The following is a 19420-nucleotide window of genomic DNA, read 5'->3' on the forward strand; positions in this document are numbered from 1 at the left end:
GTCGCAGGGGGGCAACCATGCCAAGAATCCCGACAGGACAAATCAACCTACTGGCCACGTACACGTTCATTCCGCCCGCGGACCCGCCCGATCCGCCCGAGCAGGATTATTACACTACCGAGGACGGGCTTTACACGATCTGGGGCGTAGGCCTGATCACCTACGGTGCGCCGACGCAGGCCCAGAAGGACTGGATTGCCGACCCGAGCCATTATTCCAATCTATCCACCTTCCCCACCGACTATGTGACGTTCGGCGGCTTTCCCATAGCTACGCCTGCCACCATCCCGCTGTGGGAGCACGTGACCCGGGTCAACGACCAGGTGCTACTCACCGAACAGGGCGTCTCGGGCGCCGATTCCTGGAGTCTCGGCGGGCTCTCGGGAGGGACGGAGACCTTCTTCTGGAGCGACGCTCTGGTCACGAACGGGACCAATTCCGGCGAAACGCTGAACGGCACCGGCGTTGCTGAAACGCTCAATGGCCTTGGTGGCGATGACACGCTGAACGGCGGCGGGGGTAGCGACGCGCTCCATGGCGGCGCCGGCAACGACGTGCTGAACGGCGGCGACGGAATCGACCGCCTGTGGGGCGACGACGGCAACGACATTCTGAATCCCGGTTCCGATGCCGCGTTCATCTACATCGAAGGCGGCGTGAATCGCGCCGGAGTTTACTCCGTCGACGGCGGCTCTGGCTTCGATACGTTGGTGCTGGACTATTCGGCGGCGACCAAGTCGCAGTCGATCTCCGGCGCCCAAACATTGGCAAGCCCCCAGGTCGTCAACGTCGAGGCGCTGAACATCACTGGCAGCCAGTTTTCCGACTTCCTCACCGGCTCAGCCAACGCCGACCAGCTGTTCGGCGGCGCCGGCTTCGATTATCTGAGCGGCGGCGGCGGCAACGACACACTCGACGCCGGCGCGCCGGGAGCCTCGTCCGTCACCACAATCGGCGAGGGCGGTCATTCGAACGACGATGCGGTGTCGCTGGACCACCTGTTCTCTGCCGGATCAGATCTGCCGAGCGTCAACATTCACATCGACTCGGTTGAAACCAATGTCAGCGAATTGTGGGGAGCGCGGCCGAAAGCCGGCGGCTTCTATTCCTTCACCGTTGGCGAGGCGGGCGACCAAGCGTTCATCGATTTTACAGTTGATAACGAGCTGTCGGATGTCGCTGAGTTCCACATCAAGGATGCGAACGGCGTCGAGGTCGCGTGGGACGGAGATCCCGCACATGCGATCGTCTTCCCCCACGCGGGCACTTATTATTTGGAAGTCGTTATCTTTCAGGATTTCAACCCCTGGGCCAAGGCGCATATCGACGTCACACTCTCGCTCGAGGGCGCGGATGTCCTCAGCCATAACGTGCTCGAAGGCGGCACCGGCGACGATACCTACATCGTCTACGCCGGGACCGATCAGGTGATCGAAAAGTTGGGCGAGGGCACGGATCTCGTGCGCAGCTCGTTCAGCTACACGCTCGGGGACAATGTCGAGAATCTGACGCTGACTGGTGCGGCGGCGATCAATGGCACGGGCAACGGTCTGGCCAACGTCATCACCGGCAACTCGGCCGCGAACACGCTCATTGGCGGCGGCGGCGGCGACACGCTCATTGGCGGCGGCGGCGGCGATATGCTCACCGGCGGCGTCGGAGCGGACCGCTTCACGTTGACCAACATATCCGACTCCGCGCCCCTCACACCGGACCGCATCACAGACTTCGCCGGCAAGAAGGACGGAGACAAGATCGACCTTTCCGCCATCGACGCCGATGCGACGGCCGCCGGGGACCAAGCCTTCAAACTGGTCAACAAGTTCAGCGGCCAGGCAGGGCAGTTGACCACCAGCTGGGACAAAGCCACGGACACGACCAGCATCTCCCTCGACGTCGACGGCGATCGCACGGCCGATATGGTCATTCAGCTCTCGGGCCACGTGAGCCTGACCGGAGGTGATTTCATCTTCTGAAATTGGAAGCCGGTTGCCCCTGTGCGCGGGGGTTCCTATCTTTTCGATATGCCGTCAGTTCAGCTCAATACCGACGTCGCGCTCGGCGTGGCGATCCCGGCGCGTAACGCGCGGGGGCGGATCGCGCGGCTGACGGGCGTGGTCGACGCCGTGCTCTCCAGCCATAACTACCCGCCGGTGATCGAGCGGCTGATGGCCGAGGCGCTGGTCCTGACCGCGCTGTTCGGCTCCTTGCTCAAGGAAGCCGAAGGGCAGGTCACGCTCCAGGCGCAGACCGAGAACGGCATCGTCGACCTGATGGTCTGCGATTACCTCCGCGGCGAGCTGCGCGGCTACATCCGCCACGATCCCGAACGGCTGGCCGAGGCGGGCCCGAACCCGTCGCTGTTCGCGCTGTTCGGCAAGGGCTATCTCGCGATCACCTTCGACCATCCGGTGATGAACGAGCGCTACCAGGGCATCGTCCCGCTGGAGGGCGACAGCCTGGCCCAGGCGGCGCAGAATTTCTTCGCGCAATCCGAGCAAATCCCGAGCCTCGTCCGCCTCGCGGTCGACAAGCGCGACGGCCAGTGGGTCGCCGGCGGCCTGCTGTTCCAGCATCTGCCGGAAGGGGAAGAGGGCCGCGACCGGCTGCATACGCGGCTCGACCATCCCGATTGGCCGCACGTCGCGGTCCTCGCCGGCTCGGTGAAGGCCGAGGAGCTGACCGATCCCGCGCTTCCCCTCGACGATTTGTTGTGGCGCCTGTTCCACGAGGAGGACGAGGTGCGGACGCTCAATGCCGTGCAGCTGACCCGCGGCTGCCGCTGCGACCCGGGCTATGTGCGCTCGGTGATCGCGCGCTTCCCGCCCGACGAACGCGAAGCGATGGTCGGCGAAGACGGCCTGATCCGCGTCGATTGCGAATTCTGCTCATCGAGCTTCTCGATGAGCCTCAACGAATTTTCCGTCGATTGACGGCTGCTCCGTTAACGGCCGTATGTTAAAGTGTCGCTCATGAGACTCGGGAAGATTCTGGCCGTTATCGGCGCCGGAGCGGCTGTAGCGCTGATGCTCGGCGCGGCCGCGCGGCCGGCCGCACTCGCGCAGACCATGCCCGGTCTGTGGGAAGTGAGCGGCGTCCCGGGCATGAAGACGCCCGCTCGCCAATGCGTCAGCGAGGTGCTCGCGCTCGGCCAGTTCGAGCATCGCAAGCAGAGCTGCACGCGGCGGGTGATTCGCGACGCCGCGACGGTGACGACGATCGAATACAGCTGCCCGGACGGCGGGTTCGGCCGGAGCGAGATCGGGCTGGTCACGCCGCGCTCGCTGAGGATCGACACCCAAGGCATTTCGGACGGCTTGCCGTTCCACTACGTCGCCCAGGCGCGCCGGATCGGCGACTGTCCGTCGCAGCAGACCGCCGCACGCCATTAAGGCGACGTTTAACCATTGCATCGTAAAGGACTTGCGTGCCGGATTTGGCACGCTTTCCTCCCAATCGGGCGAGTTCGTCCGATAACTAGGGCCGCTCGTCCCCGGGACGGCGGCCCTTCTTTTGTTCGTGATCAGGCCGTAGAGCGCCCGGCGCATGAAAAAAGCGGTCGTCCTGTTATCCGGCGGACTGGATTCGATGGTATGCGCGGGGCTTGCGCGGGAGGGCGGATTTTCCGTCATCGCGCTGACCATCGACTACGGCCAGCGGCACCGTATCGAGCTCAATGCGGCCCACGGCATCGCCGCCAGGCTCGCCGACCGCCATGTCGTCCTTCCGCTGGACCTGCGTGCGTTCGGGGGATCTGCGCTTACGGACGACATCGCCGTGCCCAAGGATGGTGTGGGTGTAGGCATTCCGGTCACCTACGTGCCCGCGCGCAACACGATCTTCCTCAGCCTTGCACTCGGCCTCGCCGAGGCCAGCGGCGCCCGCGACATTTTCATCGGGGTCAACGCGCTCGATTATTCGGGCTATCCAGACTGCCGTCCCGAATTCATCGAGGAGTTCCAGCGGCTGGCGACGCTCGCCACCAAGGCCGGGGTCGAAGGTGCGCCGTTCACGATCCACGCGCCGCTGCAGCATAAGACCAAGGCCGACATCGCGCGGGAGGCGGAGCGGCTCGGGCTCGACGCGGGCCTCAGCCATAGCTGTTACGACCCGCGGCCCGACGGCGCCCACTGCGGCGAATGCGATGCCTGCCGCCTCCGCGCCAAGGGCTTCGCCGACGCGGGCCTCGCTGACCCGACGCTTTACGCATGACCTACGCGGTCAAGGAATGCTTCCTCACGCTGCAAGGCGAGGGAGCGCAAAGCGGCAGCCGCGCGGTGTTCCTGCGCTTTGCCGGATGCAATCTGTGGTCGGGCCGCGAGCAGGACCGGGCGACCGCGCAATGCAGCTTCTGCGACACCGATTTTGTCGGCACCGACGGCGACGGCGGGGGGAAGTTCGCGACGGCCGCGGAGCTTGCCGACCATGCTGCCGCGATCTGGGGCGACGCCGAGCGGCGGCTGGTGGTGATCACCGGCGGCGAGCCGATGCTGCAGCTCGACGCGGCGCTGGTCGAGGCTCTCCACGAGCGCGGATTCCGAATCGCCGCCGAAAGTAACGGCACGCTCGTCGCGACGCCGGGCATCGACTGGCTGTGCGTGAGCCCCAAGGGGGGCACCGAGGTGGTGCAACGGAGCGGCAACGAGCTGAAGCTGGTGTGGCCGCAGGCCGGGATCGACCCGGCCGCGCTCGAGCGCTGGGACTTCGAGCACTTCCTGGTGCAGCCGATGGATTGCGAAGAGCGCCAGGCGGCCCTCGATGCGGCGATCCAGCTGGCGATGGAGCGGCCGCGCTGGCGCCTGTCGCTGCAGGCGCACAAGGTCGTCGGGCTGCCCTGAGGCGCTAGCCGGCGCCGTTTTCCGTGGTGTTGGCCACCGGTGCGGCCGCCGCGGGTTCGTCCGGCTGGCGCGATTTCGCCGTGTTCGAGGTCGAGGAAGGTCTCGACGGAGCAGTCCCTGGCCGCGATTCGCTCGTGCCGCCAGTGCTGTTACCGAAGTCCTGATAGTCGACGTCCGCGGCCATGTTCGCGGCGTCGCCGGTGACGGCGTCGATCGCCGTGACGTCGTTGGAGACGATGCTATCCGCCGTCAGCCCTTCATCGCCGGCCTGATTGGCGTCGGTCTGGTTGTTCCTGCCGCAAGCGCTCAGAGCGAGGGCCGCAGCGGCAGCAAGGGCGATGGCGCGCATGATCGTCTCCGGAAGAATCACGTGATCCAAAAAAAGAGGCTGCCGGGATAACCGGCAGCCTCTTCAAATGCCAACGCCTCCGCGAACGGAGGCGTCGAATTACATCGCGTTGTTAGACGCCGCGTTGGTCGCGTTCGCGTCGGTCGCGTTCACGTCCGTCGCGTTCATCGAGAGGTTCGCGTCGGTCGCATTCATGTCCGTCGCGTTCATGTCAGTCGCGTTCATGTCCGTCGCCGTGAGATTCTCGTCGACGTTCATAGTGTTGTTGGCGGATTCGTTGCTGCTGCAAGCCGCAACCGCCAGGGCCGCACCAGCGACCAGGATAAGAGCACGCATTCAAGACTCCCTATTTATTGCGATCTGCAGCGGTCACCCGCTTCGCAAATCGCGCGGACAATAGTCTGAAGCGCTCACTTGCATCAAGAGACTTTGCACGGTTGTTCCAAAGCCTTGAGAAAAGACCATAAACTGCGCTTCAAGGCGGCATCAACACTCGCCAGAGGGATTTGTTTCCCCAATTCAACGAGGCTGGTGACCCCAAAATCGGCAATTCCGCAGGGCACTATGCCGGTGAAGTGGGAAAGGTCGGGCGCAACATTAATGGCGAAGCCGTGCAGGGTCACCCAGCGCTTCACCCGGACGCCGAGCGCGCCGATCTTGGCTTCGTCCACGCCCTCGCCGACCCAGATGCCGATCCGTCCCTCTGCGCGGTGCGCATTTACGCCAAGCTGCCCCAAGGCGTCGATCATCCACTGTTCGAGCGAATGAACGAAGCGGCGGATGTCCTTTCCGCGCTTGTCGAGGTCGAGCATGACATAGCCGATGCGCTGGCCGGGCCCGTGATAGGTGTAGCGGCCGCCGCGCCCGGCATCGAACACCGGGAAGCCCCGAGGATTGAAGAGCTCGGCGGGATCGGCGCTGGTCCCGGCGGTGAACAGCGGCGGGTGCTCGAGCAGCCAGATGCACTCGCGCGCTTCCCCCAAGCGGATCGCGGCGGCGCGCTCCTCCATGAATGCAAGTGCCTCCGCGTAGGGGACAGGCGCGTCGGAAATGCGCCATTCGATGTCCGCAGGGAGGTCCATGGCGAGCGAGATGGTCCGGAGGCGGGACGAGGGCAAGTGGCGTTGCGCGATCGCCAGAGGCTCCGCATAAGGCGGCGGCAATTGAATGGGGACGGACGTGGCGAAACTGTCGATCTCGCAGGCCTGGGAGGAAACCAAGGCGGTCCTGGCCCGCGACGGGAAGCTGCTGGGCAGCGTCGCCCTCGCACTGATCGTGCTCCCGCAAACCGTGGGCGGGCTGTTCGCGCCGCGCAGCCCGGCCGAAGCCCCCGGCTATGTGTGGGCGATCCTGCTCGTCGCGACGGTCATCGGGTTCGCCGCGCAAGTCGCGCTCAACCGGCTGGCGATCGGGCCGTCCACCAGCGTCGGAGCGGCGGTCCGCCGCGGCTTCGCCCGCGTACCGGTCCTGCTTGGAACGATGCTGATAGTCATCGTCGCGCTATTCGTCTTGCTTTTGCTGATCGCGATCCTGCTCACCGCCTTCGGGCTCATCGTCGCGCCGGGAAGCGGCAACGAGCCTCCGCTCGGCGTGATGATGCTGCTAGTGCTGGTCACCCTGCTGACCTTCGCCATCATCCAGCTCGCCGTCCCCGTCGCCGCGATCGAGGACGGCGGCTCACTTCACCTGATCGCGCGCAGCTGGGCCCTGGGCCGCGGCCATTATTGGCGTTTGCTGGCCTTCGTAACCGCCGTGCTGCTGTGCCTCGTGCTGGTGTTGGTCGCGGGGCAGATCGTGTTCGGTTCGGTGGTTGCGGCGCTGTTCGGGCCGCCGAGCGCCGGGAGCCTCGCCGCGCTGCTGAGCTCGCTCGTCCTGGCGTTGATCCAAGCCAGTTTTTCGGTCGTCAGCGCGGTGATGCTGGCGCGGATCTACGTCCAGCTGGCAGGTGGAGGCGGAGTTCAGGCGAGCGTGCCGAGCAGCGGGATCTGAGGCGCGCAATCCATGGGCAGAATGCCGCGCAGGCGCGGGTCGGGAAAGCGCTCGACCGCGCGGTTGCACGGCGTGAACCCGGCGCGGCGGTAGGCTGACAGCGCCGCCGGGTGATCGAGCGAACAGGTGTGGACGTGGACCCGAGTGACGCCGTCCCGCCAGCCGCGGCGCACGGCCTCGGCCAGAAGCCACTTGCCGTGCCCCTGGCCGGCGAGCCCAGGCATCAGGCCGATGAAGGCAAGCTCGCATTGGCCCGGTTCGCGGAAATCCAGCTCGAGCATTCCGACGACGGCTTCGACAGCGGCGACCTCGAACAGCTCAACGTTCGGGTCGTGGATGATCGCGCTTAGTTTCTCGTCGTCCATGACGAGCCGCGAGAACCACAGCCACGGCGCGCCGACCTTGCGGAACAATGCGCGATACTGGTCGGGCGTCGGGTCACCGAGGCGGCGCAGCTGAAGGGTCGAGGTCGGTATCTCGAGCGCGGGCTTCTCGCGCATTTCGAGATAAGTGACGACGGCGGCGAGCTCGTTGTCGGCGACAGGCTCGTAGCTCATTTCCACTTCGCCAGCGGGGGGAGGCTCATCAGGATGGCGTCGATGTTGCCGCCGGTTTTGAGCCCGAACAATGTGCCGCGGTCGTAAAGCAGGTTGAACTCGACGTAACGGCCGCGGAACTCGAGGAGGCGCTCGCGGTCGGCGTCGGTGAATGGCGTGTTCATCCGCTTGCGCACCAGCTGCGGGAAGATGTCGAGGAACGCCTCGCCGACCTCGCGGGTGAAGGCGAAATGGGCGTCGAAATGGCCTTCGAGATGGTCGTAGAAGATGCCGCCGACGCCGCGCGGGACGCCGCGATGGGGGAGCCAGAAATACTCCTCGGCCCACGTCGAGAAGCGGGGGTAGAAGGTCGGGTCGTGGGCGGCGCAGGCGGCGCGCAGGCGGGCGTGAAACGCCTCGGTGTCTTCTTGATAGGGAATGGCAGGGTTGAGATCGGCGCCGCCGCCGAACCAGCGCTTGGTCGTGGTCAGGAAGCGCGTGTTCATGTGCACGGCAGGGACGTGCGGGTTGGCCATGTGGGCGACGAGGCTGATGCCGGTGGCGAAGAAACTCGGATCGTCCTCGGCGCCCGGAATCGACTTGGCGAACTCGGGCGAGAATTGGCCGCCGACGGTGGAGACGTTGACCCCGACCTTCTCGAACACCGCGCCGGTCAGCTGGCCGCGGACGCCGCCGCCGCCGGGCTCGCCGTCGGCGTCCGTGCGGTCCCATGGCGTGTAGACGAACGCCGCGTCGCTGCCCGCCTCGCGCTCGATCTGCTCGAACACCTCGCAGATCCGATCACGGAGCGATTCGAACCAGTCGCGCGCCGCCTGCTGCTGGTCGTCGAGTGCGAGCATCGAGGGGTCAGTAGACGCGGCGCTGGGCCGCGACGAGCATCCGCAGAAGCATGGCGACGGGGCGTGGCACGCCGACCTTGCCCTCGAGCCACAGGCTGACCGCCGAGCGCGACACGCCGATCGCCTGGGCGAGATCGTTCTGGGTGCGGTAGCCGAGGCTGCGCATCGCTCCGCGCAGCTCATCGGGGGACATGGAAGCCAGGCGTTCGTCGAGCATCAGGTGGCGGCTCTAAATCGCATCCGGGCCGCGGTCCCCGGTGCGGATGCGGATCGCCTGGTCGACGTCGATGACGAAGATCTTGCCGTCGCCGATGCGCCCGGTGCGGGCGGCATTCTCGATCGCCTCGACGACATTGTCGGCGAGGCTGTCCTCGACCACCACCTCAACCTTCACTTTGGGCAGGAAGTCGATCACATATTCGGCGCCGCGGTAGAGCTCGGTATGGCCCTTCTGGCGGCCGAAGCCCTTCACTTCGGTCACGGTGATGCCGGATACGCCGACGTCGTGGAGCGCGTCCTTGACGTCGTCGAGCTTGAACGGCTTGATGATCGCCTCGATCTTCTTCACCGGGGAAGTCCTTACGCGATTGGCCGATTTGCTAATGCCCAATCGTCGCCGCATTGGGAAGGCAGTCGACACGCGAAATGAAAGCCATCATTCTTTCCGCCGGCCAGGGCTCGCGCCTCGGCCATCTCGTCGACGGCCGGCCCAAGTGCCTGATCGACTTCAACGGGCGGACCCTGCTCGACCGCCAGCTCGACACGCTCGAGGCCAATGGCGTGCACGAGGCGGTGGTGGTGACCGGCTTCCACGACGAGCTGGTCGACGAGGCGATCGCACGGCGTAGCGGGGGGCCAAGCGTGCGCACCGTGTTCAACCCCTTCTACAAGGTCGCCGACAACACCGGCTCGTTGTTCATGGCGCGCGAGGAATTGAGCGGCGATTGCCTGGTGTGGAACGGCGATACGTTGGTCTCGAGCGCGCTGATGGCGAGGGCCGTCGGCAACGACCGCAGCGGCATTTGCGTGACCATCGATCGCAAGGCGGACGGCTATGACGACGACGACATGAAGGTGGTCGAGGATGACGGGCGGCTGAAGGTCATCGGCAAAAGGATCAGCGAGGGCGTCAACGCCGAGTCGATCGGGCTGCTCGCATTCCGCGCGGGCGGCGCCGAGCAGTTCCGCGAGGCGATCGAGCAGGCGATGCGCACACCCGAGGGCACGACCATTTGGTACCTCCGAGTCATCAACCACATCGCGCAATCGAGCGACGTGTGGACGCTCGACATCCACGGCGAGGAATGGGGCGAGGTCGATTTCCCGCCCGACGTCGAGGCTGCGCGCCAACTCACCGCGCGGTGGGACGCGGCCTAGCGCCGATGGAGACGCGGCTCGCGATTCCGGTCGTTGGGGGCCAGGTTTCGGCGCTGCTGCTGCGGCCGGCCGAGGCGAAAGCACTGTACGTATTCGCGCATGGCGCGGGCGTCGGCATGAACCACCCGAGCATGGCGTCCAACGCGCAAGGGCTCGCCGACCGTGGGGTCGCGACGCTGCGCTTCCAGTTTCCGTACATGGAGAAAGGGGGGGGCCGCCCCGACCCGCCGGGGATCGCCCATGCCACGGTGCGGGCGGCGGTCGCCAAGGCCGCGGAGCTCGCGCCCGAACTGCCGCGGTTCGCCGGGGGGCGGTCGTATGGCGGGCGGATGACCTCGCAGGCGCAGTCGATCTCACCGCTGCCGGGCGTGCGCGGGCTCGTGTTCCTGGGCTTTCCGCTGCATCCCGCCGGCAAGCCGGGAAACGAGCGCGCCGATCATCTCGAGCGGATCGAAATCCCGATGCTGTTCGTGTCCGGCTCGCGCGATGCTCTCGCGGAGATGCATTTGCTGCAGCCGCTGGTCGCGGGCCTCGGCGAGCGGGCGACGCTTCACACCGTCGAGGGCGGCGATCACGGGCTGCGGGTGCTGGTCAGCAGCGGGCGAACCAACGACGCGGCGCAGGCCGAAGCGCTCGATGCCATGGCCGAGTGGATGCTAGGCCTGGCCTAGGCGCGTTATCGCTGCCCTGAGATTATTCCCGGTGTCCGCCAGCATCCTGGCGCCCTGCTCGACGGTCATTCCCATCGCGACGAGCGTCGCCAGCTTGATGTTGTTCTCGGTGAGCTCGAGGGCGGCCTCGGCGGCGCGCGGGTCGGCGCCGCTGATTTGCGCGACGATGCCGATGGCGCGGGTGCGCAGCTTTCGGTTGGAGACCCGCATGTCGACCATCAAGCGGTCATGGACGCGGCCGAGCCGCAGCATGATCGCGGTCGACAGCATGCCGAGAACGATCTTCTGGGCCGTTCCCGCCTTCATCCGCGTCGAGCCCGACAGCAGCTCGTCGCCGGTGTCGAGGAGAATCGGATGGCTGGCCGCAACGAGCAGCGGAGTTCCGGCATTGCTGGCCAGCGCAATGGTGAGCGCGCCGAGCGTGGACGCCTCGCTAACGGCGGCGACCGTGAAGGGCGTGGTGCCGCTGGCCGATACGCCAATCACGACATCGTTGGCATTGAGCGCCGCCGACCTTGCCAGCTCGCGCCCGCTGTCCTCGTCGTCCTCGGCATTCTCGATGCTCCGGCTGAGCGCGGCCAGGCCCCCGGCGATGCCGTAGACGATCCGGTCCGGGCTCCAGCCGAAGGTCGGCGTGAGCTCCGCGCCGTCGAGAACGGCGAGGCGGCCGGAGGTGCCCGCGCCGACATAGACCAGACGCCCGGCAGGGTGCTGCAGCCGTTCGGCGGCTTCTTCGGCGGCTCCCGCGATGGGCTCGATCTGGGACTTAACTGAGGCGGCCGCCGCAAGCTGGCCGTCGAACATCGCGCGGACGACATCGGTCGTCGGCCAGAGATCAAGCGGCTTCGTTGGCAACGCGCTCTCCTATCTTGCGGGCTCGGTTGATCGACTGCCGTTCCGGCTATAGCGACAGGCTGGAATGGGCTTCTACCTTGGAATCGACGCCGGAGGCACGCGGACGACGGCGCGACTGGTGTCCGGCAGCGGCGAAACGCTCGGCACCGGCGAAGCCGGGCCGGCAAATACCCGGATCGGTTTCGACAACGCGCTGCGCGAGGTCGAGAGCGCCTGCGCTCACGCGATCGAAGCGGCCGGCTTGTCGGAGGCGGAGGTCGGCTCGATCCGGGCGGGTCTTGGCATTGCCGGCCTCAACCGGCGCGGCGCTCTCGAGGCCCTGCAGGCGCACCACTTCCCATTCGCTTCGATTGCGTTTGCGAGCGACGCCGCGATCGCCTGCCTGGGCGCCCACGCCGGCGGCGACGGCGGAATCGTCATCGTCGGCACCGGAAGCATCGGTTTTGCCCGGGTTGCCGGCGAGACCGTCATCGTCGGAGGGTACGGCTTTCCCATTTCCGACGAGGGCAGCGGTGCGGACCTCGGCCTGCGCGCCATCCAGCAGAGCCTGTGGGCACGCGACCGCCGCATTGCCCACAGTGCGATGACCCGCGAGATTCTCGAACGATTCTCCGATTCCGCCGGCGAAATCGTGACCTGGATGGATAGCGCCACGGCGACCGATTACGCGGTCTTTTCTCCACTCGTGATGGAGCATGCGAGCCGGGGCGACGCGGTCGCCGAACCGATCGTCCAAGAAGCCGCGCGAGGCGTCGACCGGCTCATTCGAGTCCTGTTCGAACGCGGAGCGCCCCATTGCTGCCTGATGGGGGGCGTTTCCGAAGTTCTCTACGACTGGCTCGCGGCCGGCCTTCGCAAGCGCCTCCGCGAACCGCTCGGCAACGGCCTCGATGGCGCATTGCTGCTGGCCCACTCGCGCGATCCTTGAGCCGCATCAGTCGCTGGCGATTCCCGAAATCCAGGTTCGCGCGACCCGTCCATCGGGGTTCAGAAGCGCCAAATCGGCCCTGAGACCGGGACTGATCGCTCCAGTTGTCTGCTCAAGGCCGACGGCTCGAGCGGGATTGAGGCTGGCCATCCTGATCGCTGTCGCCAAATCGACTTGAAGCGCCTCTGCCGCGTTGACGACGGCGGTGGCCATATCGAGGTTCGAGCCGGCGAGAGTCCCGTCGTCGGCGGCGAGGCGCCCATCATCGACGTGGATCGGCCGATCGCCGAGCATGAACGTGGTTTCTGCGGAGCCGACGGTGGCCATCGCATCGGTGACGAGGACGAGCTGGTCAGACCCTTTTGCCGCCAGCGCAATTCGCAGCGACGCCGGATGGACGTGGAAGCCATCGATGATGAGGCTGCACCAGGCGTCGCTGTCGAGCGCAGCACCGACCGCGCCGGGGGCGCGTGCGATCAGCTGGCTCATCGCGTTGAACAAATGCGTGAAGCCGGTCACCCCGTCGTCAAGCGCCTGGCGCGTTTGCTCGTACGAAGCTGCCGTGTGTCCGGCGGCGACGACGACCCCGCGTGCGGCGAGCGCGGCGATGACGCCGGCCGGAGCGAGCTCGGGCGCCAGCGTGACCAGAGTCACGCCGTTGCTGAGCGAAGCGAGCAGCTCGACCGCGGTGTCGTCGATCTGCCGGATCTTGGTGGAATCATGGATGCCGCGCTTTTCGGAATTGATGAACGGGCCCTCGATGTGAATTCCAAGGACGCCCGGCACGCCCCTGGCGATGGCGCCTTCAACGGCGCGCATGGCCCGGTCCAGCACCTCAAGGTCGGTGGTGATGAGCGTCGGCAGGAAACCGGTTGTCCCAAACGCGCGGTGGGAGCGGCCGATCGCCTCGATGCCTTCGATGGTGGGCTGGTCGTTGAAGAGCACGCCGCCCCCGCCGTTGACCTGGAGGTCGATGAACCCGGGGACGAGTTCGCCTTCCAAGTTCTCGCGGGAGACGTTCGGCGGGCACTCCGGCACCACATCGACGATGCGCCCATCCTCGATCAACAGGCAGCGCTCGGTCTCGAACCCGACCGGCGTGAGGATGCGCGAGGGGCACAAAGCGATCATTCAGCGGGTCTCCGTGACCTTCCGCAGATAGGGCGGGGCGTCGGGATCGAGGCCGCGGGCAACGCTGAGCGCCGCGATCATCTTGTAGACACTCATCATGCACGCCGCCGGTGCGAGCGCCGGATGCAAATCGGGGACGGTCGGGAGATTGATCGCGCCCTCGACATGGGAGCCGGCGGCGAGGACCTGCGCCCCACGCGCGACCAGGTCGGCCGCGATCGCCTTTACCGAGGCGCGAGAGGCGTCGTTCGGGACCAGAACCAGAACCGGAAAGCCTGCGCCGATGATCGCCATCGGCCCGTGCCGGACTTCGGCCGCGCTGACCGCCTCGGCATGGATACCGCAGGTTTCCTTGAACTTGAGCGCGGTCTCCTGAGCGATCCCCAGCGTCGACCCGCGCCCGATCACATACATGTCGCGGACGTCGAGCAGCGCGTCGGCGGCCGCGCTCCAGTCGAGGCTCCACGCCCCCCGAAGAGCCTGCGGCGATGACCGCACCGCCTCTTGAAGCGGACAGCTGCCGGTCCACTCGGCGACGAGAGCGGCGACGGCCAATAACGAGCCGATGTAGGACTTGGTCGCGGCGACGCTGTGCTCGGTGCCGGCAAGGATCGGCAGGGTCGCCCAGCTTTCCGCCGCGAGGGGCGACGACTCGGCATTGACGATGCTCACGACCAGCGCTCCGGCTTCCCGCGCCGCTTTCGCCGACAGCACCAGATCGGGGCTTTGGCCCGACTGGGATACGGCGAGAAACAGGACGCGGTCGAGGCTGCGCCACTTTACGCCGAAGATCGACGAGACCGACGGGGAATGGGAGGCCGATGGAGTGGCGGTTTCGATCTCGATCAGATGCTTCGCATAGGTCGCGGCATGATCGGAGCTGCCGCGGGCGCAGGTCATGACGAGTTGCGGGTCCAGCTGCCGCAGCCTTGCGCCGATGTCGGCGAGAAGCGGCGGATATTCGCGCAATTGACGGTCCGCGACGAGCGCCGCCTCTTCGGCCTCCGCCTCCATCCGGCTCGGTGGGCGGGCGCCGCCGGGCATCAAGCGTAAGGCGGCTTGTCGAGGCCTTTCGGGCTTTTGGTGAAGACCTCGCAGCCGTCTTCGGTGATGCCGATCGAATGCTCGAACTGGGCCGACAGCGAGCGGTCGCGGGTGACCGCGGTCCAGCCGTCCTCGAGCACCTTCACGTCCGGGCGGCCGATGTTGATCATCGGCTCGACGGTGAAGATCATGCCGGGCTTGAGCTCGGGGCCTGAACCCGGGCGGCCGGCGTGGATCACCTCGGGGCTGTCGTGGAACAGGCGCCCGACGCCATGCCCGCAGAAGTCGCGGACGACGCTGTAGCGCTGGCCTTCGGCGTGGCGCTGGATGGCATTGGCGATATCGCCGAGATGGTTGCCGGGCCGCGCCTGCTCGAGGCCGAGCATCAGGCATTCGTAGGTGACGTCGATCAGCTTCTTCGCCTTCAAGGGCACGTCGCCGACGAGGTACATGCGGCTGGTGTCGCCGTGCCAGCCGCCGACGATCGGCGTCACGTCGATATTGACGATGTCGCCGTCCTTCAGCGTCTTGTCCCCGGGGATGCCGTGGCAGACGACGTGGTTGATCGAGATGCAGCAGCTCTTGGTGTAGCCGCGATAGCCGAGGGTCGCGGGGATCGCTCCCGCCTCGACCGTCATCTGATAGACGATGTCGTCGAGGTCCTGGGTCGACACGCCGGGCACGACATGCGGCACCAGCGCGTCGAGGATGTCGGCGGCGAGGCGCCCGGCCTTGCGCATGCCGGCGAAGCCGTCGGGCCCGTGGAGCTTGATCACGCCGTTGCGGGCTTCGACGCGGTCGTCGTCGGTGACGGTGATATATTGAGTCATCGGCCGAATATAGGCCGGGAGCGGCCCGAACCCAACCGCTCGTCCTGAGCCAAGTCGAAGGACTGTTCTTTTCCTCAGGCGCGGCCAGTAAGGGCAGTTCCTCGACAAGCTCGGGACGAACGGAGTTTGGATGAGCGAAGAACGAGTCTGGACCGCGGCGCTGGCGGTGATCGGCGACGAGATCCTGTCGGGGCGGACTCAGGACAAGAATGTCGCTCAGCTTGCGACCTGGCTCAACGTGCAGGGCATAAGGCTGGCGGAAGTGCGCATCGTCCCCGACGTCACGGAGCGGATCGTCGAGGCGGTCAATGAATTGCGCGCGAGCCACGATTATCTGTTCACCACCGGCGGGATCGGCCCGACCCACGACGACATCACGGTCGATGCGATCGCCGCGGCGTTCGAGGTGCCGGTCATCGTCCACCCGGAAGCGCGGGCGATCCTCGAGGATTATTATCGCGACCGGCCGGGCGGGCTGAACGAAGCGCGGCTGAGGATGGCGCGGGTGCCCGAAGGCGCCGAGCTGATCGCGAATCCGAGCTCGGGCGCGCCGGGGGTGAGGATCGGCAACGTCTATATCCTCGCCGGCGTGCCGCACATCGCGGCGAGCATGATAGATGCGCTGACCGGGACGCTGGAAGGGGGACGGCCGGTGGTCTCGGTGACGGTCGGCGCGCGCGCTCCCGAAAGCGAGGTCGCCGAATTGCTGCGCGAGACCGAGCAGGCGCATCCGGGCGTCGCCATCGGCAGCTATCCGTTCTTCAAGGACGGCCAATATGGCGCGAACTTCGTGGTCCGCTCGGACGATGGCGGTCTGGCGCGGTCGACCGCCGAGGAGCTGGCGCGGCGGCTGGCCGAGGCGGGCTTCGAGCCCGTGAGGGGCGGGATCTGAGCTCGCATTGCGCCAGCCCAATAGGTCAGGCGCGGCTGACCTTCCCACCCGGGGCGCATCGCGGCGAGTCCGGGACCGGGTCAAGCACGAGAAGATGGGCGGGGAAGTCGATCGTGATGCGGAAGCACTGCAGGATGCCTCCGCCGAGATTCCCAGCGAGGCTCTTCGACGCAAATGCGCCGCCCTTGTTTTGGCTGAACCGAACCGGCAGCCGATCGAAGTTCAGTCCACCCATGGAAAAGCGATCGAGCACACCTGGCTGCGCTTTGACTGACCCGCCGACGCCGCCGCCACTGGTAGCGGCGTTCCCCGCCGCTCCGTGAATCGCGAAGCGTGCAGCAAAGGCCGGGAAGATGATGACGGTCCCACCGTCGCCGGTGTCCAGCCCGAACATTCCGTCAACCCCGTCAATCTTTGCCCGGACATAGATGTGCGAGCCGTCATTGTAGAAGGGAACACGAAGGCCCTTGGCCGCCTTCGGAAGGGTCGAGGCAAATCGGATTTTCTGCGCGGGATAGTCGATCGTCGTCACATATTCGGCAAAGAACTCGAAGCCGGTGAAGCCGGCGGCGGTCGCCGAAGTTCCGTTCGACGGGGGAAAGGGCGAGGGACCGACGACCAGGGTTTCGTTGCGCAAGACCGCGGCGCCGAGCGCAATGCGGTCGACGGTCGCATATCCGCCCGCCGAGCTCGCTTCGCCGACGCCACTCAGATTCACGCCGCCGGTCACCTCGATTCCGAACGCCGGCGCAGCTTCGGTCGTCAGATAGTTTGCGGCCCCGGTGTCGAAGACCAAAGTGGCAGGTCTCCCGTTGATCCTGCTCTCGACGAGAATGTGAGACTTCTTCGCCCCGATCGCCGCGAAGGGAATTGCCGTTCCGCCCGGTGGGAGCGATTCGGCATGGGACTTCCACGACGGGCGCGAAAGGCCCGCCTTCGGCAGCGAATCAACGAGTTTCGCCGTTTCAAGTTGAACGATGGTGTGCTCGCCCACCGACGAGACTTCTTCGCGGCGGAACGGATAGGTAAAGGGCCCGACCTTGCGCCAATCGGTGAACGTCACGACGATCGGGCCCCAATCGCCGTCGATCGTCGCCGTCCGCGGCAGTCCGGTGGCAGTGTCAAAATCGAGGGCGACCGGGTTCCCTCCCGGCGGCACGATTCGGCGCGCGGACCCCGCACGCGGCATCCGCCGCTCGCGCCACCCCTGTCGGCCGACCCAGGCCGACGTCGCGCTTCGCGCCGTCGCGGACGGGAGATTGGAAACCGTCACGATCCCGTTGGATTGCTCCCACAATTGCCCGTCGAAGCCGGACTGCGATTGCGACCCTCCCATTTGCTGAGTTCGCTTACTATGCCCAGTCGCGAGATCGATCGTTTCGGCGAAGTGGTTTGGCACCCCGCCTTCGGTGGTCGTGCCGGTCAGGACGAGAGCCACTGGAGCGGCCGCGGCAGGCGAAGACGCGAACAGCGCACAACCGAGCGAAAGCGCGATGATGGTGAGGCGAGCCACGAAGTCGACTCTTATCTCGGTTTGAGTTGGATCGGAAATGGGCCGTTGCCGAAGGCAAATCGCTGAAAATCCACGACATTAACTTTCGGTAACGTTAATTTTTTCTTAACCCAGGTCTACAGGTGTGCGGTTACGAGTCGAAATATTCACACGCTAGTCCACCGTTCCACCCACAGGTGAGCGGGCAGCCAGTCTGCGTCGTCACCGTGCCTTTGGGTGGGCGATACCGGGTCCGATCGGATGCGGTTGATGCGCCTGGCGTTACCGAGGGGAGTATGGGGCATGGCTGGCACGGCGACCGGACAATCATCCTACAGCAGCACCAACGGCACGACGTATTACGATCTGACCAAGGCGACTGGCGACAGCGCGGAAATCAACGACGCGCTGTTCTTTCAGAACAAGCCGGACGGTTCGTCGGGCACCGGGCTGATCCAGGCCATCGTTCGCGTTCAGGACCCCGGCGGCGGCGACGGCCACGAGAACGGATACAATACCTCGTTCCGGCCGTTGTCCTACGAGGAAAACACGTCACCCAATTTTACGACATCGATCGTCCTGAACTCAGTGCCAATCGTTCAGATTGACGGGGTCAACTATTACGAATTCCGCCTCGATATCAATCAGCTCAACAGCTCGTCGCTGCTCTCCCTCGATGAAATAAAGCTCTACTCGAGCGACGTTTCGGCCGGACAGGCGCAAGGGACGGTCGGCGGCGCCTGGTTCACCGCCAATGCCTCCCTCGTCTACGACATGGATGCCGGCGGCAATCACAGTGTCCTGCTCGATGCCGGCCTCTCGTCCGGCAGCGGCAGCTCGGACATGTTCTTTTATGTGCCGGTGAGCAACTTCGGTGGGGCCGATCCTGATGTCACCTATGTCACGCTCTACTCGGAGTTCGGCGCCGCCGATAACCTGGATGGTACCGACGGGCTTACGGCGCTCGACGATCCCGCCAACACGGCTCTTGCCGACAACGGGAGCGACACGGGCGACGTGGCTAGCGCCATCTACGGCACTTACACCGCGAACGACGGTTTTGAAGAATGGTCAGTTTCGAAGCAGACCGGCGGGGTCATCAGCGGCTTCAAGTTCGGGGATACGAACGGAGACGGCCTGTGGAACGCCGGTGAAACCGGGCTCGCCGGATGGACGATCGATTATACGATCACCTATGTCTCCGGGAAGGGTGCGCACAAACAGACCGTCACGCTGACGGGCTCGGTCGTCACGTCGGACGGTACCACGGACGTCAACGGTGACGGAATTATCGATCCCGCCGGCTTCTACTCGATCTTTGTCCCGGCAAGCACCGACAAGAACGAAACCTACACGATCACACTGACCGAACACGGACAGACCGGTTTCGTCAACACGTACGACGGCGACGCCACCGCCAACAGCACCACGACTTTCACCTTCTCCGGGAATGATCTGAACCTTACCGGCTCGACCAATATCTCCGGGCACTTCGGCGTGACGGAGCAAATGAATTTCGGCAACTTCGAGACGTTCAGCATCTCGGGGACGAAATACACCGACGCCAACGGCGACGGCGCGACCAACGGCGACGTCGGCCTTGGCGGCGTCACCATCTTCATCGACAA

The 19420-nt window shown here is 65.8% G+C and carries 23 protein-coding genes; 11 read left to right on the top strand and 12 right to left on the bottom strand.

From position 1 onward, the window contains the following. The first annotated feature begins 17 nt into the window (after positions 1 to 17). From N539_RS0111320 to queE, 5 genes are all read left to right on the top strand, one after another. Entirely contained in the window at positions 18 to 1976 is a 1959-nt protein-coding gene (locus tag N539_RS0111320) for a calcium-binding protein (RefSeq protein ID WP_028970345.1), read from the top strand. 48 nt (positions 1977 to 2024) lie between these two features. Further along, positions 2025 to 2933, top strand: a complete 909-nt coding sequence (gene hslO / locus N539_RS0111325; RefSeq protein WP_028970346.1) for an Hsp33 family molecular chaperone HslO — start codon at positions 2025 to 2027, stop codon at positions 2931 to 2933. A 39-nt stretch (positions 2934 to 2972) separates the two neighbouring features. Further along, a complete protein-coding gene (locus N539_RS16810; protein WP_051531858.1) occupies positions 2973 to 3392 on the top strand; it encodes a DUF3617 domain-containing protein in 420 nt (139 codons plus the stop codon). A 154-nt stretch (positions 3393 to 3546) separates the two neighbouring features. Then, on the top strand, positions 3547 to 4212 hold the full coding sequence (gene queC, locus N539_RS0111335) for a 7-cyano-7-deazaguanine synthase QueC (protein WP_028970347.1): 666 nt from the start codon (positions 3547 to 3549) through the stop codon (positions 4210 to 4212). Continuing rightward, positions 4209 to 4838 carry a 7-carboxy-7-deazaguanine synthase gene (gene queE / locus N539_RS0111340; protein ID WP_028970348.1) on the top strand — a complete coding sequence of 210 codons (630 nt, stop codon included), beginning with the start codon at positions 4209 to 4211 and terminating at the stop codon, positions 4836 to 4838. Before queC ends, queE begins: the two co-directional genes overlap by 4 nt. Positions 4839 to 4842: 4 nt before the next feature. Here the strand turns inward: queE and N539_RS0111345 are convergent, their stop codons facing one another. The 3 genes from N539_RS0111345 to lipB form a co-directional block, all read right to left on the bottom strand. Beyond that, on the bottom strand, positions 4843 to 5187 hold the full coding sequence (locus N539_RS0111345; RefSeq protein WP_156029908.1) for a hypothetical protein: 345 nt from the start codon (positions 5185 to 5187) through the stop codon (positions 4843 to 4845). Between the two features lie 99 nt (positions 5188 to 5286). Continuing rightward, positions 5287 to 5523 carry a hypothetical protein gene (locus N539_RS16815; RefSeq protein WP_037552752.1) on the bottom strand — a complete coding sequence of 79 codons (237 nt, stop codon included), beginning with the start codon at positions 5521 to 5523 and terminating at the stop codon, positions 5287 to 5289. Between the two features lie 83 nt (positions 5524 to 5606). Then, entirely contained in the window at positions 5607 to 6269 is a 663-nt protein-coding gene (gene lipB, locus N539_RS0111355) for a lipoyl(octanoyl) transferase LipB (protein ID WP_081774331.1), read from the bottom strand. 85 nt (positions 6270 to 6354) lie between these two features. Here lipB and N539_RS0111360 point away from each other — a divergent pair, with 85 nt between their 5' ends. Continuing rightward, a complete protein-coding gene (locus N539_RS0111360; RefSeq protein ID WP_028970351.1) occupies positions 6355 to 7176 on the top strand; it encodes a hypothetical protein in 822 nt (273 codons plus the stop codon). On the opposite strand, the gene N539_RS0111365 is transcribed toward N539_RS0111360, so the two are convergent. Genes N539_RS0111365 through N539_RS0111380 form a run of 4 tightly spaced genes read right to left on the bottom strand, consistent with a single transcriptional unit; the run spans position 7146 to position 9140 of the window. Next, positions 7146 to 7733 carry a GNAT family N-acetyltransferase gene (locus N539_RS0111365; protein ID WP_028970352.1) on the bottom strand — a complete coding sequence of 196 codons (588 nt, stop codon included), beginning with the start codon at positions 7731 to 7733 and terminating at the stop codon, positions 7146 to 7148. The two genes, N539_RS0111360 and N539_RS0111365, sit on opposite strands and share 31 nt — an antisense overlap. Beyond that, entirely contained in the window at positions 7730 to 8572 is an 843-nt protein-coding gene (gene hemF, locus N539_RS0111370) for an oxygen-dependent coproporphyrinogen oxidase (RefSeq protein WP_028970353.1), read from the bottom strand. The genes N539_RS0111365 and hemF overlap by 4 nt, the downstream gene beginning before the upstream one ends. 7 nt (positions 8573 to 8579) lie before the next feature. Next, on the bottom strand, positions 8580 to 8789 hold the full coding sequence (locus N539_RS0111375; protein ID WP_037552753.1) for a helix-turn-helix domain-containing protein: 210 nt from the start codon (positions 8787 to 8789) through the stop codon (positions 8580 to 8582). 12 nt (positions 8790 to 8801) lie between these two features. Continuing rightward, complete coding sequence (locus N539_RS0111380) at positions 8802 to 9140, bottom strand: P-II family nitrogen regulator (RefSeq protein WP_028970355.1); 339 nt, start codon at positions 9138 to 9140, stop codon at positions 8802 to 8804. A 77-nt stretch (positions 9141 to 9217) separates the two neighbouring features. Between N539_RS0111380 and N539_RS0111385 the strand changes: the two genes are divergently transcribed. Further along, the gene (locus N539_RS0111385) at positions 9218 to 9949 is read left to right on the top strand and encodes a phosphocholine cytidylyltransferase family protein (RefSeq protein WP_028970356.1); all 732 of its coding nucleotides are present in this window, start codon (positions 9218 to 9220) and stop codon (positions 9947 to 9949) included. A 5-nt stretch (positions 9950 to 9954) separates the two neighbouring features. Beyond that, positions 9955 to 10620 (top strand): alpha/beta hydrolase family protein, encoded by a 666-nt coding sequence (locus N539_RS0111390; RefSeq protein WP_037552754.1) that lies wholly within the window; start codon positions 9955 to 9957, stop codon positions 10618 to 10620. Here N539_RS0111390 and N539_RS0111395 read toward each other — a convergent pair. Next, the gene (locus N539_RS0111395) at positions 10606 to 11475 is read right to left on the bottom strand and encodes an N-acetylmuramic acid 6-phosphate etherase (RefSeq protein ID WP_028970358.1); all 870 of its coding nucleotides are present in this window, start codon (positions 11473 to 11475) and stop codon (positions 10606 to 10608) included. The two genes, N539_RS0111390 and N539_RS0111395, sit on opposite strands and share 15 nt — an antisense overlap. A 64-nt stretch (positions 11476 to 11539) precedes the next feature. Here N539_RS0111395 and N539_RS0111400 point away from each other — a divergent pair, with 64 nt between their 5' ends. Further along, complete coding sequence (locus N539_RS0111400; protein WP_028970359.1) at positions 11540 to 12403, top strand: BadF/BadG/BcrA/BcrD ATPase family protein; 864 nt, start codon at positions 11540 to 11542, stop codon at positions 12401 to 12403. Positions 12404 to 12409: 6 nt separating this feature from the next. Here the strand turns inward: N539_RS0111400 and nagA are convergent, their stop codons facing one another. From nagA to map, 3 genes are read right to left on the bottom strand one after another with little or no spacing between them, the layout of a single operon-like run. Beyond that, positions 12410 to 13534 carry an N-acetylglucosamine-6-phosphate deacetylase gene (nagA, locus tag N539_RS0111405; protein WP_028970360.1) on the bottom strand — a complete coding sequence of 375 codons (1125 nt, stop codon included), beginning with the start codon at positions 13532 to 13534 and terminating at the stop codon, positions 12410 to 12412. Further along, positions 13535 to 14578 (bottom strand): SIS domain-containing protein, encoded by a 1044-nt coding sequence (locus N539_RS0111410; protein WP_028970361.1) that lies wholly within the window; start codon positions 14576 to 14578, stop codon positions 13535 to 13537. Beyond that, positions 14578 to 15408 (bottom strand): type I methionyl aminopeptidase, encoded by an 831-nt coding sequence (gene map, locus N539_RS0111415; protein ID WP_028970362.1) that lies wholly within the window; start codon positions 15406 to 15408, stop codon positions 14578 to 14580. The genes N539_RS0111410 and map overlap by 1 nt, the downstream gene beginning before the upstream one ends. A 130-nt stretch (positions 15409 to 15538) precedes the next feature. Here map and N539_RS0111420 point away from each other — a divergent pair, with 130 nt between their 5' ends. Then, positions 15539 to 16300 (top strand): competence/damage-inducible protein A, encoded by a 762-nt coding sequence (locus N539_RS0111420; protein WP_028970363.1) that lies wholly within the window; start codon positions 15539 to 15541, stop codon positions 16298 to 16300. 25 nt (positions 16301 to 16325) lie between these two features. On the opposite strand, the gene N539_RS0111425 is transcribed toward N539_RS0111420, so the two are convergent. After that, on the bottom strand, positions 16326 to 17813 hold the full coding sequence (locus N539_RS0111425) for a retroviral-like aspartic protease family protein (RefSeq protein ID WP_028970364.1): 1488 nt from the start codon (positions 17811 to 17813) through the stop codon (positions 16326 to 16328). A 282-nt stretch (positions 17814 to 18095) separates the two neighbouring features. Between N539_RS0111425 and N539_RS18845 the strand changes: the two genes are divergently transcribed. Next, positions 18096 to 19420: hypothetical protein (locus N539_RS18845; protein ID WP_037552755.1), on the top strand; the 1325-nt coding region annotated here is incomplete at its 3' end.

It is taken from the genome of Sphingomonas sp. URHD0057 (genome assembly GCF_000620665.1).
Lineage (GTDB): Bacteria > Pseudomonadota > Alphaproteobacteria > Sphingomonadales > Sphingomonadaceae > Sphingomicrobium.

Bases quoted from the DNA above. Each gene is read 5' to 3' on its own strand.
- queE (WP_028970348.1), top strand. From the start codon at position 4,209: ATGACCTACGCGGTCAAGGAATGCTTCCTCACGCTGCAAGGCGAGGGA.
- N539_RS0111420 (WP_028970363.1), top strand. From the start codon at position 15,539: ATGAGCGAAGAACGAGTCTGGACCGCGGCGCTGGCGGTGATCGGCGAC.
- N539_RS0111385 (WP_028970356.1), top strand. From the start codon at position 9,218: ATGAAAGCCATCATTCTTTCCGCCGGCCAGGGCTCGCGCCTCGGCCAT.
- hslO (WP_028970346.1), top strand. From the start codon at position 2,025: ATGCCGTCAGTTCAGCTCAATACCGACGTCGCGCTCGGCGTGGCGATC.
- N539_RS0111390 (WP_037552754.1), top strand. From the start codon at position 9,955: ATGGAGACGCGGCTCGCGATTCCGGTCGTTGGGGGCCAGGTTTCGGCG.
- nagA (WP_028970360.1), bottom strand. From the start codon at position 13,534: ATGATCGCTTTGTGCCCCTCGCGCATCCTCACGCCGGTCGGGTTCGAG.
- lipB (WP_081774331.1), bottom strand. From the start codon at position 6,269: ATGGACCTCCCTGCGGACATCGAATGGCGCATTTCCGACGCGCCTGTC.
- hemF (WP_028970353.1), bottom strand. From the start codon at position 8,572: ATGCTCGCACTCGACGACCAGCAGCAGGCGGCGCGCGACTGGTTCGAA.
- N539_RS0111365 (WP_028970352.1), bottom strand. From the start codon at position 7,733: ATGAGCTACGAGCCTGTCGCCGACAACGAGCTCGCCGCCGTCGTCACT.
- N539_RS0111345 (WP_156029908.1), bottom strand. From the start codon at position 5,187: ATGCGCGCCATCGCCCTTGCTGCCGCTGCGGCCCTCGCTCTGAGCGCT.
- N539_RS0111375 (WP_037552753.1), bottom strand. From the start codon at position 8,789: ATGCTCGACGAACGCCTGGCTTCCATGTCCCCCGATGAGCTGCGCGGA.
- queC (WP_028970347.1), top strand. From the start codon at position 3,547: ATGAAAAAAGCGGTCGTCCTGTTATCCGGCGGACTGGATTCGATGGTA.
- map (WP_028970362.1), bottom strand. From the start codon at position 15,408: ATGACTCAATATATCACCGTCACCGACGACGACCGCGTCGAAGCCCGC.
- N539_RS0111360 (WP_028970351.1), top strand. From the start codon at position 6,355: ATGGGGACGGACGTGGCGAAACTGTCGATCTCGCAGGCCTGGGAGGAA.
- N539_RS16815 (WP_037552752.1), bottom strand. From the start codon at position 5,523: ATGCGTGCTCTTATCCTGGTCGCTGGTGCGGCCCTGGCGGTTGCGGCT.
- N539_RS16810 (WP_051531858.1), top strand. From the start codon at position 2,973: ATGAGACTCGGGAAGATTCTGGCCGTTATCGGCGCCGGAGCGGCTGTA.
- N539_RS0111400 (WP_028970359.1), top strand. From the start codon at position 11,540: ATGGGCTTCTACCTTGGAATCGACGCCGGAGGCACGCGGACGACGGCG.
- N539_RS0111410 (WP_028970361.1), bottom strand. From the start codon at position 14,578: ATGCCCGGCGGCGCCCGCCCACCGAGCCGGATGGAGGCGGAGGCCGAA.
- N539_RS0111320 (WP_028970345.1), top strand. From the start codon at position 18: ATGCCAAGAATCCCGACAGGACAAATCAACCTACTGGCCACGTACACG.